Below are 12,101 nucleotides of genomic sequence, written 5' to 3' on the forward strand. Positions count from 1 at the left end.
AAACTCAGCCTGTCATTAGAAGTTGTGGCGCACGCCGACTTGCACGCCGGTTTGCTTTTCGTTGCCGTTGGCAGCAGTGTTGATACCCTTGGACTGCAGGCCCAGGTTGGAGGCGCCCTTGTTCTTCAGGTAAGCAACGGTGCCGTACACAGCAGTGCGCTTGGACAGGTTGTGCACGTAGCCCAGCGACAGCTGGTCAGCCTTGCCGTCGATGGCCTTTTGGTCGTAGCGTGCGTATTGCAGCTTGACTTCACCAGCGCCGCCGACAGGTGCCGACACGCCCAGGGCGTAGTTGTTGTACTTGCGGTCAGCGCCGACGTTGTACGAGTACTCGTTACGCTGGGCGATACCGATCAGCTTGGCCACGCCGAAGTTGTACGAACCACCCAGGGTCAGGGCGTCACGGTCGCCTTCGATGCCAGCCTTCACGGTGTCCAGACGGTCATACGACACTGCAACGCTGATGGGGCCGTTGTCATAGGACACATTGCCGCCAACATAACGGCCAGCCTTGGTGCCGACAGCTTCGTCGAAACCGTAGCTGATGCCGCCCTTCACGCCGCCGAAGTTGGGGGTGTAGTAGCTGATGATGTTGTTCGAACGAACACCGCTTTCGTCGCCGTTGGTAGCGGTGACGCTGTCCCAGTTACGCCATGCGGAGAACTGGCCGATGCCGGTTTGGCTGAACAGGTCGTACGAGCTGGTCTTGCTGTAGCCAGCAGTCAGTTCGCGACCCAGGCGCACTTCACCGAAGCCGCCTTCCAGGCCCACGGTCGAACGACGCTTGAAGTTCAGGCCGCCGGCATTGCCGTCGTCAGCGAAAACTTCGCCTTCGAGCCAGAAACCAGCCTTCAGGCCGCCGCCCAGGTCTTCCACGCCGCGGAAACCGATGCGGCTGGTCGTGTTGCCGCTGGTGCCGACACCCCACTTGTTGCCGCCAGCGGGCGTAGCGTTGTCAACGTAACCGATACCGGCATCGATGATACCGAACAGGGTCACGGAAGATTGGGCCATTGCGGCGCCGGAAGCAGCCAACACGGCCAGGGCAATCAGGGATTTTTTCATTGCGAATTACTCCAAGGTTTAACAGAGGGCGTCGGTGCGTTGGCAAAAAAGAGCAGGGTCAGACCCTGGGATTCGCCGGTTACCCGCGCCAACCTCCTGGTGGGGAAGCTCTCGCTATTGCAACAGACGACCGCCCGATTCGCAAAGCAATTCACCGATAAGCCGCCTGATTCCCGGAATTCGTTGCAAGGTTGCAACACCGCGTCAAGGCGCGGCACAATCGTGCACAGGGGCCGCGCCCGGCGCTGGCGCCTCGCAGCCCCGCCCCCGGTCAGCCCGCGCTTTTGCGCCTTGCAGCAGCTTTTATCTCTATGGACAAGATCTTGACGGCAGCGGATGCTGCACTTCGCACCCTGTTCGCCCGCCCTGCGGCGTCCCAGCCCTCACCCGCCCAGGGAATTCCGGAAGCGGACCTGAGCGAGTCGCAGCAACGCATGGCTGGCGCACTGATGCGCGTCAACCATGTCGGCGAAGTCTGTGCCCAGGCGCTGTACAACGCCCAGGCCATGGTCACGCGCGATGTGCAGCTGCGCAGCCACCTGATCGAAGCGGCGCGCGAAGAAACCGACCACCTGGCCTGGTCACGCGCGCGCCTCGATGCGCTGGGCCAGCGGCCCAGCCTGCTGAACCCGCTGTGGTTTGCGGGCGCTTTCGCGATCGGACTGGTGGCCGCCAGGATCAGCGACCGTGTGAGCCTGGGCTTCGTGGTGGAAACCGAGAACCAGGTATCGGCCCATCTGGGCAGCCATCTCGAGCGCCTGCCCGACGAAGACCTGGCGTCGCGCGCCGTGGTGCAGCGCATGAAGGAAGACGAGGAACGGCATGCGGCCGAAGCGCTCGCAGCCGGCGCCCTGCCCCTGCCCGCTCCGGTCCAGAATCTGATGCGCGCGGCAGCCAAGGTCATGACCACCACCGCGCATTACGTATAGAAACGCCCACCGCTCGGGGAGCGCTTCTTTTTATGCTTCAACGATGTCGAAACCCGTGGTGATCTCGGCGGTCTTGCCCAGCATGATGCTGGCCGAGCAGTATTTTTCATGGCTCATGGCGATCGCGCGCTCGACGGCGCTCGCGGGCACGCCCTTGCCGGTCACGGTGAACTGCATGTGGATCTTGGTGAAGACCTTGGGTTCGGTCTCGGCGCGTTCCGAGCTGAGCTTGACGCTGCAGCCGCGCACATCGTGGCGGCCGCGCTTGAGGATCAGCACCACGTCATAGGCGGTGCAGCCGCCGGTGCCGGCGAGCAGCGCTTCCATCGGACGCGGCGCGAGGTTGCGCCCGCCATTGTCCGGATTCCGCTCATCGGGCGCGCCGTCCATGGCCAGGATATGACCGCTGCCGGTCTCTGCCACAAAGCCCATTCCCGAACGGGTGCCGCTGGCCCCGGTCCAACTCACTGTGCATTCCATGCCGTTTCCTTTGCTTTAACTGTTGCGAAATGGCATCGCCATTCCGGTAAACCCTGATTTTGCTGCAACGCAGCATCATTTGCGCTACAATTGGCCCAAGCGTTACCTGATGTGATTGTAATTTTCAGGCGGACCGCAGGACATTGTCTCTGCATCGCACCATTTGTCTCCTCCACCTCCTCTAATGGTGGATTCAGCCCTAGGCCTTACCGCCTGGGGCTTTTTTTTGGTCGTTCACTTTTACCGTGCGACGCCCCGAGCCAGCCCGCAACGCACCCGCAAACGATCGAACGCCTATGATGGCGGCCCAGCCTTTCCGCGGGCATGCCTTTTCGCCGACCATGACAAAACACCTCACTCCCGCCGACTACCTCATCCGTATCCTGAACGCGCGCGTCTATGACGTGGCCGTGGAGTCGGACCTGCAGCCCGCCAAGAACCTGAGCCGTCGGCTGCACAACAAGGTGCTGTTCAAGCGCGAGGACCAGCAGCCGGTGTTCAGCTTCAAGCTGCGCGGCGCCTATAACAAGATGGCCCACCTCACGCCCGAGCAGTTGCAGCGCGGCGTGATCTGCGCCTCGGCCGGCAACCATGCCCAGGGCGTGGCCATGAGCGCGCGCAAGCTCGGCTGCCGTGCGGTGATCGTGATGCCCACGACCACGCCCCAGCTCAAGGTCGATGCCGTGCAGGCACTGGGCGGTGAAGTGGTGCTGGCCGGCGAAAGCTATTCCGACGCCTACAAGCATTCGCTGCAGCTGCAGCAGGAGCAGGGCCTGACCTTCGTGCACCCGTTCGATGATCCGGACGTGATCGCCGGCCAGGGCACGATCGCCAGGGAAATGCTGAGCCAGCTGCAAAAGCTCGGCAGCCAGCGGCTCGATGCGGTGTTCGTCGCGATCGGCGGCGGCGGCCTGATTTCGGGCGTGGCCAACTACCTCAAGGCCGTGCGCCCCGACATCAAGGTGATCGGCGTGCAGACCCGCGACTCGGATGCGATGGCGCGCTCGGTGCAGGCCGGCAAGCGCGTCGAGCTCAGCGATGTCGGACTGTTCGCCGACGGCACGGCCGTGAAGCTCGTGGGCGAGGAAACCTTCCGCATCGCGCGCGATCTGGTCGACGAATATGTGGTGGTCGACACCGACGCGGTCTGCGCGGCCATCAAGGATGTGTTCGTCGACACCCGCGCCATCGTCGAGCCTTCGGGCGCGCTGGCCGTGGCCGCGATCAAGCAGTATGTGGCCACGCACAAGACCAGGGGCGAGACCTATGCCGCCATCCTGTGCGGCGCCAACATGAATTTCGACCGGCTGCGCTTCGTCGCCGAGCGCGCCGAAGTCGGCGAGGAGCGCGAAGCGCTGTTCGCGGTCACGATTCCCGAGGAACGCGGCAGCTTCAAGCGCTTTTGCGAAATCGTGGGCAAGCTGCCCGGCGGCCAGCGCAACGTGACCGAATTCAACTACCGCATCAGCCACCAGCAGCGCGCGCATGTTTTTGTCGGCCTGACCACGGCGGCCAGGGGCGAATCGGAAAAGATCGCGAAGAACTTCCAGAAGAACGGCTTCGAGGCGCTGGACCTGACATTCGACGAAATGGCCAAGGAGCATCTGCGCCACATGGTCGGCGGCCACTCGCCGCTGGCGCAGGAAGAACGCCTGCTGCGCTTTGTCTTCCCCGAACGCCCCGGTGCGCTGTTCAAGTTCCTGAGCATGATGGCGCCGACCTGGAACATCTCGCTGTTCCACTACCGCAACCAGGGCGCGGACTATGGCCGCATTCTCGTGGGCATGCAGGTGCCAGCCGAGGACGCGGCCGCGTTCGACGCCTTCCTCGCCTCGGTGGGCTATCCCTGGGTCGAGGAAACCCACAACCCGGCCTACCGTTTGTTCCTGCAGTAATTCCGCGCCGCAGGCACCAGACCATGCAAGCCCTGCGCCACTTCCTGCTGGCCCTGCAGTTCTTCACCCGCATCCCGGTGACCGGGCGACTGGCCGACTGGGTCGGCTTCAGCCCGGCGATGCTGCGCGCCAGTGCCGCCCACTTTCCGGGCATAGGCTGGATTGCGGGCGCGGTCGGCGCCGGGGCGTACGCGGCAGCCCATGCCGCGCTCGCGCCCAGCCCGTTTGCGCCGCTGGCCGCTGCCGTGCTCAGTTGCGTGGCCACGGCCTGGATGACAGGCGGCTTCCATGAGGACGGCCTGGCCGACGTGGCCGACGGCCTGGGCGGCAGTGTCGACCGGGAGCGCGCGCTCGACATCATGAAGGACTCGCGCCTGGGCGCGTATGGCGCACTCGCGCTGGTGCTGGCCCTGCTTGCCAAGATCAGCCTGCTCGCGGTGCTGGGCAGCCACAGCCTGGCCGCCGCTGCCGCGGCCGTGGCCGTCGCGCATGTGGTCTCGCGCTTCTGGCCGCTGTGCCTGGTGCGCACGCTGGCGCATGTGGGCGACACCGCGCGCTCCAAGAGCAAGCCTTTGGCCGACCGGATCAGCCTGCGCGCGCTGGCCGCGGCCAGCCTGTGGTGCGTCGCGCCGCTGGCGCTGTACGCGCTGGTCCAGCCGCCGCTGGCGCTGGGCCTGGGCCTGCTGGGCAGCGCGCTCGCGGCGCTGTGGCTCGCGCGCTGGTTCGCCCAGCGCCTGCAGGGCTTTACCGGCGACTGCCTGGGCGCGACCCAGCAGATCTGCGAAATTGTGTTTTATCTGGGCGCGGCCGTCGCCGTGCTGCGCAGCGCCGGATGAGCGCGCGGCTGTGGCTGGTGCGCCATGCGGCGCCGCTGGTGGCGCCCGGCATCTGCTACGGGCGGCTGGACCTCGCGGCCGATGCGCAGGCCACGCAGCAGGCCGCGCTCGCGCTCGCGCAGGCACTGCCCTCGCATGCGGTGCTGCGCCATTCGCCGCTGCGCCGCTGCGCCCAGCTGGCAGACGCCGTGCGCGCACTGCGGCCCGAGCTGCGCAGCCAGGCGGATGCGCGCCTGCAGGAAATGGATTTCGGCGCCTGGGAAGGCCAACCCTGGGATGCCGTGCCGCGTGCCGAGCTCGACGCCTGGGCCAGCGACCTGCATTCCTATGCACCTGGCGGGGGCGAGCCACTGGCCGCGATGCTGGCGCGCGTGCAAGAGGCGCTCGACGAGCGTGACGGCACGGAGGACGCCGATAGGGTCTGGATCAGCCATGCGGGCGTGGCCCGCTGCGTGCACTGGCTGCGTGCGCATCCGGGGCGCAACGCCACGGCCGCCGAATGGACCCAGGCAGCGCCAGCGACTGGCCAATGGCTTATTTTTTGATGGGCAGCTCGAGCGTCACGGTCGCATCGCCCTGGCGCGAGGGGCCGAGCCACGCCTGCTGGACGCCGACCGACTGCAGCACCAGGCCCTCGTCGACCTGCGCGCCCACGGGAAACGCACGCGCCGGCTGGCCGTTGACGGCGATCACGGCAGCGCCGCGTCCACTGTCGCGTCCCGCCAACAGTCCCTGGAGGGTGTAACGGCTGGGCGCGGCCGGCGTCTGGGCCACGGGTGATGCGGGGCCCGCGCCCAGCACCTGGGCCAGCGCCTGAAGGTCCACTGCGACGGGGCCGGGCGCGGCGACCGCGACCATCGCAGCCTCGACCGGGGAAGCCAGGCGCAGTGCCCAGAACACCAGACAAGCACCTGCCGCAGCCCAGAGAATCAACGTGCCCGCACGCACGCGCCAGATTTGAAGCGAATTTGTCACCATGACGCATTATCATGGACTCATATGACGTTACAGCTACTGAATTCCATGACAGCTCCGCGCGGCGCGCCGGAGCGCCCGCTGCGCCAGGCCGTGCAGCGTGGTTTCACCCTGATCGAACTGATGGTGGTGCTGGTCATCATCGGCGTGCTCGGCGCGCTGATCGTGCCCAACCTGCTCGACCGCGCCGACGATGCGCGTCGCACGGCCGCGCGCACCGACATCACCAACCTCATGCAGGCGCTCAAGCTCTACCGCCTGGACAACCAGCGCTATCCCACGACCGAGCAGGGCCTGCAGGCGCTGGTTGCACGCCCGACCTCCGGCCCCCAGCCGAACAACTGGAAGCCTTACGTCGAGAAGCTGCCAAATGACCCCTGGGGCAACCCCTACCAGTATCTGAACCCCGGCATCAAGGGGGAAGTGGACGTAATGTCCCTGGGCGCCGACGGCCAGCCCGGCGGCGAAGGCAACGACGCCGACATTGGCAGCTGGCAGTAATGCGCCCACTGGGGACAACGCGCCCATTTTCGGGCGTGGCTGTGCCCCACCCCTTGCTTGACCGGATCCTGCGATGACACGCGCACGCGGTTTTTCCCTGTTGGAGTTGCTAGTGGTGATCAGCATCATGGCCATGGCTACGGCCGGCGTGGCCATGGCATTGCGCGACAGCGGCCAGAGCCGGCTCGAGCGCGAAGGCCAGCGGCTCGCGGCCCTGCTCGAAGCCGGTCGGGCCCAGGCGCGTGCGAGCGGCACGCTGGTGCGCTGGCAGGCACAGGGCGCGGGCTTTCGCTTTGAGGGCCTGCCCCCGGGCAGCACCCTGCCCACGCAGTGGCTGGACCCGGGCACGCGCGTCGCCGACGGCGCCGTGCTGATCCTCGGCCCCGAGCCGCTGCTGCCGCCGCAGCGCACGCTGCTGACCCATATAGATACCCCTGAGCTGCGCCTGTCCATCGCCTCAGATGGCCTGCGGCCGTTTGCACCCGAAGGTCAGCCATGAGGGCGGCGTTGCGACGCAGGCACGCTGCACGGGCCCGCGGTTTCACGCTGATCGAAGTGCTGGTGGCGCTGGGCATCGTTGCCATCGCCCTGCTCGCGGGCGCACAGGCCACGTCGGCACTGACCCGCAATGCCCAGCGCCAGACGGACATGCTGCTCGGCCAGCTCTGCGCCGAAAACGAACTGGTGCGCATGCGCCTGTCGCAGCAGATGCCGCCCGTGGGCGATACCAGCGGCACCTGCGAGCAGGCCGGCCAGGTCTTCGGCGTGACCCTGGTCGTGCGCCCCACGCCCAACCCGAGCTTTCGCCGCGCCGACGTCAAGATCAGCGACGGCCAGTTCCCCGTGCTGAGCATCACGTCCATCGTCGGGCGTTTTTAAAAATGGATCACCCCCTGAGCCGCTTCGCGGCATGGGCCGCCCCGGCTTCCCCCTCTCATCCTTCGGTGGAGGGGGGCGCCCGGCTAAGGGACGGCAGCCTCGCTGCCCTCATGCTGGAACATGCCGGTTTTCGAGAGCATGGAACACCGCAGGCCTCTTCAATCACTGAACATCGATCCCGTATTTTTCGCGCCCGCGGTTTCACCCTGGTTGAATTGCTGGTCGCGCTGGTGGCGATGGCGCTGATGGCCTTGATGGGCTGGCGCGGCCTCGACAGCATGCTGCGCTCGCAGCAGTACACCCAGGCCCATACCGATGCGCATGCGGTGCTGCAGACCGCGCTGGCCCAATGGAATGCCGACCTCGATGGGCTGATGACGCTGGAAAACACCCAGGCCATCGCCTGGGACGGCCTGGTGCTGCGCATGACGCGACGCAACACTGCCGCGCCCGAAGCCGGCGCACTGGTCGTCGCCTGGGCCCGGCGCACGAGCCAGGGCCGCGACCAATGGCTGCGCTGGCAGTCGCCACCGGTGCGCACGCGCGCCGAATGGACCGACGCCTGGAACCAGGCCAGCCAATGGGCCCGCAACCCCAGCGACGCGCAGCGCGGACGCGAAACCGCGCTGTTCCCGCTCAACGGCTGGGCGATCTATTACTACCGCGGCGGCGCCTGGAGCAACCCGCAGTCCAGCGATGCCATGGGCGGCACGGCCGCGGCCGCAGCGCCCGCCGCTTCCGGCACGACCGAAACACCCGAAACGCCCGGAACAACAGGAACGGCGGGAACTACTGGCACCACGGCTGCCACTAATGTCATTCCCGATGGCGTGCGGCTGCAGCTCGATCTTCCCGCGGGCGCGGGCATCGCCGGCCGCCTGGTCCGCGACTGGGTCAACCCCCTGCGCCAGAACAGCAGATCATGATTGCCACGCACACTGTCCACCCCACCGCGCGCCGCGCATCGCGTGGCGCCGCGCTGCTGACCGCGATGCTGACCGTGACGCTGGTCGCGACGTTCGCGGCAACGGCCCTGTGGCAGCAATGGCGCTCGGTCGAAGTCGAAACCGCCGAGCGGGCCCGGGCCCAGGCAGCCTGGATCCTGCTGGGCGCGCTCGACTGGTCGCGCGTGGTACTGCGCGAAGACGCGCGTTCGGGTGGCCCCGACCACCTGGCCGAGCCCTGGGCGGTGCCGCTGCAGGAAGCCAAGCTGTCGAGCTTTCTGGCCGCCGAAGCCAATGTGAGCCAGGTCGACGACGCATCGAGCGAAACCGCCAATGCCTTCCTGTCGGGAGAAATCATCGACCTGCAGTCGCGCATGAACCTGCGCAACCTGCTGCAACGCAGTGAAGCCAACGAACTGGCCTTCACGCGCCTGTTCGAGCGCCTGGGCCTGCCCGCATCATCGTTGCAACAGATTGTCGTCGGCCTGCGCATGGCCCAGGCCGCGGGCAGCAACCCCGAAAGCACGGCGCCGCTGATGCCGCGCACGCTGGCCCAGCTCGGCTGGCTTGGTGTCGAGCCCGAAGTCATTGCCCGCCTTGAGCCGCATGTCACACTGCTGCCCACGCCCACGCCGGTCAACCTCAATACCGCGAGCGCCGAAGTGATCTGGGCCTGCATCGAAGACCTGGAGTGGTCGCGGGCCAACCAGTTCATCCAGTCCCGCGAGGCCAGCCCCGTGCGCACCATGCCCGATGCGCTGCGACGACTGGGCATGCCGTCCGACACACCGCAAAGCCTGCTCGCGTTCTCATCGTCATACTTCGAGATCCGCGGCCGCCTGCGACTGGGCGAAACCATGGTCAGCGAGCGTTCGCTGGTGCAGCGCACCGGCATGAATGTCACTACCTTGTGGCGCGAACGCGGCCCCTGGACCTCCCAGAACCTGCCCCTGCCGGAACCGTCACCGGCACGTACCTCCCGTCTATGAGCCTTCTGATACTCCAACTGCCGCTTGCGCCCGCAGGCCCCGAATGGCAATACGCCTATGCGCTGAGCCTGGATGGTCAGACCGTCGCGCGCCATGCGGCGGCCACGGCGACCGAACTGCCCGCGGCGGGTCGCGCGGTCGAAGTCATTGCCGTCGTCCCGCACCAGGCGCTGTCGTGGCACCGCATCACCTTGCCCGCGGGCATTGCCGTGGGCACGCGCAATGCGACCACGCGGCTGCGCGCGGTGATCGAAGGTCTGGTCGAGGAGCGCCTGCTCGATGAACCCGAACTGCTGCACTTCGCGCTGCAGCCGGGCGCGCGCGCGGGCCAGAGCGCCTGGGTCGCGGCCTGCGACCGCGCCTGGCTGCGCTCGCACCTGCAGGCGCTCGAGAGCGCCGAGCGGCGCGTGGACCGCATCGTCGCCCAGTTCACGCCCGCGGACGAAAGCGAGGCCCCCCGCCTCTGGGCCGTGGGCACGCCCGAATCGCCCTGGCTGCTGGCCACGGGCTGCGGCCCGGACCAGGGCGTGGCCAGCGCGCCGCTGAGTACCGAAGGGCTGACGCTGCTCGGCGCCCCCGAAGGCCTGGCCGTGGACGCCACGCCCGCGGTGTCGGCGCTCGCCGAGCAACGCCTGCAGCGTCCGGTGCGCCTGTCGGCCCAGGCCGAGCGCCTGCTCGAAGCCAGCCGCAGCCCCTGGAATCTCGCGCAGTTCGATCTGGCCGTAGGCGGGCGCAGCCATGCGCTGCGGCGCGTGGTCAGCGCCTGCCAGTCGTTCGTGCGTGCGCCCCAGTGGCGCGCTGCGCGCTGGGCGCTGGGCGTGCTGGTCGTCGCGCAGCTGGTCGGGCTCAATGCCTGGGCCTGGAAGGAGCGCCAGGCGCTCGCGGCCAAGCAGTCCGCGGTGCGCGCGAGCCTGTTGCAGGCCTTTCCGAAAATTCCGCTGGTGGTCGATGCACCGCTGCAGATGGAGCGCGAAGTCGCGCAACTGCGCCAGCGCACCGGCAGCCTCTCGGCCCAGGCGCTCGAGCCGCTGCTGTCGGCTGCAGGCCAGGCGCTGCCCAAGGGCATGCGGCCCCATTCCATCGAATACAGCGACCAGGAGCTGCGTCTGCGCGGGCTCACGCTCGACACCACGGCGCAGCAGCAGTTGCAGTCGCAACTGGCCGCGCTGGGCTACGCCGCACGCGTCGACGCGCAAAGCCTGGTGCTGCGCGCAAAGGAACAACCATGAATACCGCCCGTTCTCCCCGCCCGAGCACCTGGCAGACGCGCTGGTCCGCGCTGGCGCCGCGCGAGCGCCAGGCGCTTTCGCTGGCCAGCGGCACCATTGCCCTGGCCCTGGTCTGGTGGGTGCTGCTCGCGCCTGCGCTGCAGACGCTGCGCGCGGCGCCCGCACAGCATGCGGCGCTCGACCTGCAGCTGCAGCGCATGCAGCGCCTCGAAGCCGAAGCCCTGCGCCTGCAGGCCGATCTGCCGCCGCCGATCACCGAGTCCCCGGGCGCGTTGCCCGCCCCCCGGCCCGATATGCAGCGCGCGCTGCAGGAGTCGGTGAGCGGCCAGCTCGGCGCGGGCGCACGGCTGGTGCTGCAGGGCGAACGCGCGCAGCTCACGCTCAAGAATGTGCCCGCGCCGGCGCTGGCCGCGTGGCTGGGCCAGGCGCGCCAGAACCTCAAGGTGAGCACCGTCGAAATGCGGCTCACCGCGACCACGGGCCCGGCCGAGGCCGGCGCCAGCGAGCCGCACTGGGATGGCAGCCTGGTGCTGGCCCTGCCGCCTGCGGAGTCCGCGCCATGAAGAGCCCGCGCCGCCCTCCCCGCAGCCGCCTGGTCACGACCGGCGTGCGCTCGCCGCGCGCCTGGGCCGTCACGGGCGCGCTGCTGGGCTCATTGCTGGCGCTGGTGCTGGCCGCGCCTGCCCACTGGCTGGCCGAGGGCCTGGAGCGCGCGACCGAAGGCCAGCTGCAATTGCGCGAAGCGCGCGGCACGCTCTGGACCGGCTCGGCGCGGCTGGTGCTCAGCGGCGGCGCGGGCAGCCGCGACGCGCTGGCGCTGCCGTCGCGCGTGCAGTGGCAGCTGCGCCCCGACTGGCGCGGCGTACGCATCCGGCTCGCCACCGAATGCTGCACGCCGCAACCACTGCAGGCGCGCATCCTGCTGCACTGGCAAGGCGTCGAAGCGCGGGTGCAGGACCAGCAGAGCCAATGGCCCGCGGCACTGCTCACGGGCCTGGGCACGCCGTGGAACACGGCGCAGATCCAGGGCCAGCTGCTGCTGCGCAGCCAAGGCCTGCGCGTGCAATGGATGGCCGGGCGCTGGCGCAGCGAAGGCCAGCTCCAGCTCGACGCGCTGGGCGTGTCGTCCCGGCTGTCGACGCTGCGCCCCATGGGCAGCTACCGGCTGGTCATCGACGGCGGCGATGCGCCGCAGATGACGCTGAGCACGCTCGAAGGCCACCTGCAGCTCAGCGGCACGGGCCAATGGGTAGGACAACGCCTGCGGTTTCGCGGCGAAGCCAGCGCCACGCCGGAGCGCGAAGCAGCGCTGGCCAACTTTCTCAACATCATCGGGCGGCGCAGCGGCGCGCGCTCCATCATTTCCCTGGGCTAAATTC

The 12,101-nt window shown here is 68.2% G+C and carries 15 protein-coding genes; 12 read left to right on the forward strand and 3 right to left on the reverse strand.

Going from position 1 to position 12,101, the window contains the following annotated elements:
* Window positions 1-15: 15 nt before the first annotated feature.
* Window positions 16-1,065: a porin gene (locus tag GVL12_RS01505; protein ID WP_159910859.1), complete on the reverse strand. Its 1,050-nt coding sequence runs from the start codon at window positions 1,063-1,065 to the stop codon at window positions 16-18.
* Window positions 1,066-1,376: 311 nt separating this feature from the next.
* Here GVL12_RS01505 and coq7 point away from each other — a divergent pair, with 311 nt between their 5' ends.
* Complete coding sequence (gene coq7, locus GVL12_RS01510) at window positions 1,377-1,994, forward strand: 2-polyprenyl-3-methyl-6-methoxy-1,4-benzoquinone monooxygenase (RefSeq protein ID WP_159910860.1); 618 nt, start codon at window positions 1,377-1,379, stop codon at window positions 1,992-1,994.
* 30 nt (window positions 1,995-2,024) lie between these two features.
* Here the strand turns inward: coq7 and GVL12_RS01515 are convergent, their stop codons facing one another.
* The gene (locus tag GVL12_RS01515; protein ID WP_159910861.1) at window positions 2,025-2,474 is read right to left on the reverse strand and encodes an OsmC family protein; all 450 of its coding nucleotides are present in this window, start codon (window positions 2,472-2,474) and stop codon (window positions 2,025-2,027) included.
* Between the two features lie 341 nt (window positions 2,475-2,815).
* Between GVL12_RS01515 and ilvA the strand changes: the two genes are divergently transcribed.
* Genes ilvA through GVL12_RS01530 form a run of 3 tightly spaced genes read left to right on the forward strand, consistent with a single transcriptional unit; the run spans window position 2,816 to window position 5,750 of the window.
* Window positions 2,816-4,369, forward strand: coding sequence for a threonine ammonia-lyase, biosynthetic (gene ilvA, locus GVL12_RS01520; protein WP_159910862.1), 1,554 nt, complete (start codon window positions 2,816-2,818; stop codon window positions 4,367-4,369).
* Between the two features lie 23 nt (window positions 4,370-4,392).
* Window positions 4,393-5,205: an adenosylcobinamide-GDP ribazoletransferase gene (gene cobS / locus GVL12_RS01525; RefSeq protein ID WP_159910863.1), complete on the forward strand. Its 813-nt coding sequence runs from the start codon at window positions 4,393-4,395 to the stop codon at window positions 5,203-5,205.
* Window positions 5,202-5,750 carry a histidine phosphatase family protein gene (locus GVL12_RS01530; protein WP_159910864.1) on the forward strand — a complete coding sequence of 183 codons (549 nt, stop codon included), beginning with the start codon at window positions 5,202-5,204 and terminating at the stop codon, window positions 5,748-5,750. Before cobS ends, GVL12_RS01530 begins: the two co-directional genes overlap by 4 nt.
* On the opposite strand, the gene GVL12_RS01535 is transcribed toward GVL12_RS01530, so the two are convergent.
* Window positions 5,740-6,183, reverse strand: coding sequence for a type II secretion system protein N (locus tag GVL12_RS01535; protein WP_159910865.1), 444 nt, complete (start codon window positions 6,181-6,183; stop codon window positions 5,740-5,742). The two genes, GVL12_RS01530 and GVL12_RS01535, sit on opposite strands and share 11 nt — an antisense overlap.
* Before the next feature lie 45 nt (window positions 6,184-6,228).
* Between GVL12_RS01535 and gspG the strand changes: the two genes are divergently transcribed.
* From gspG to gspN, 8 genes are all read left to right on the forward strand, one after another.
* Entirely contained in the window at window positions 6,229-6,681 is a 453-nt protein-coding gene (gspG, locus tag GVL12_RS01540) for a type II secretion system major pseudopilin GspG (RefSeq protein ID WP_200843414.1), read from the forward strand.
* A gap of 73 nt (window positions 6,682-6,754) precedes the next feature.
* A complete protein-coding gene (locus tag GVL12_RS01545) occupies window positions 6,755-7,180 on the forward strand; it encodes a prepilin-type N-terminal cleavage/methylation domain-containing protein (protein ID WP_159910867.1) in 426 nt (141 codons plus the stop codon).
* Window positions 7,181-7,188: 8 nt separating this feature from the next.
* A complete protein-coding gene (gspI, locus tag GVL12_RS01550) occupies window positions 7,189-7,560 on the forward strand; it encodes a type II secretion system minor pseudopilin GspI (RefSeq protein WP_200843415.1) in 372 nt (123 codons plus the stop codon).
* A 110-nt stretch (window positions 7,561-7,670) separates the two neighbouring features.
* Window positions 7,671-8,486 carry a type II secretion system protein J gene (locus GVL12_RS01555; RefSeq protein WP_159910869.1) on the forward strand — a complete coding sequence of 272 codons (816 nt, stop codon included), beginning with the start codon at window positions 7,671-7,673 and terminating at the stop codon, window positions 8,484-8,486.
* Window positions 8,483-9,493, forward strand: coding sequence for a type II secretion system minor pseudopilin GspK (gene gspK, locus GVL12_RS01560; protein WP_159910870.1), 1,011 nt, complete (start codon window positions 8,483-8,485; stop codon window positions 9,491-9,493). Before GVL12_RS01555 ends, gspK begins: the two co-directional genes overlap by 4 nt.
* On the forward strand, window positions 9,490-10,722 hold the full coding sequence (gene gspL, locus GVL12_RS01565) for a type II secretion system protein GspL (RefSeq protein WP_159910871.1): 1,233 nt from the start codon (window positions 9,490-9,492) through the stop codon (window positions 10,720-10,722). The genes gspK and gspL overlap by 4 nt, the downstream gene beginning before the upstream one ends.
* Complete coding sequence (gene gspM, locus GVL12_RS01570) at window positions 10,719-11,285, forward strand: type II secretion system protein GspM (RefSeq protein WP_159910872.1); 567 nt, start codon at window positions 10,719-10,721, stop codon at window positions 11,283-11,285. The genes gspL and gspM overlap by 4 nt, the downstream gene beginning before the upstream one ends.
* Window positions 11,282-12,097, forward strand: a complete 816-nt coding sequence (gene gspN, locus GVL12_RS01575; RefSeq protein ID WP_159910873.1) for a type II secretion system protein N — start codon at window positions 11,282-11,284, stop codon at window positions 12,095-12,097. Before gspM ends, gspN begins: the two co-directional genes overlap by 4 nt.
* Window positions 12,098-12,101 lie beyond the last annotated feature (4 nt).

It is taken from the genome of Pantoea sp. 18069, from assembly GCF_902706035.1.
Lineage (GTDB): Bacteria > Pseudomonadota > Gammaproteobacteria > Burkholderiales > Burkholderiaceae_C > Comamonas.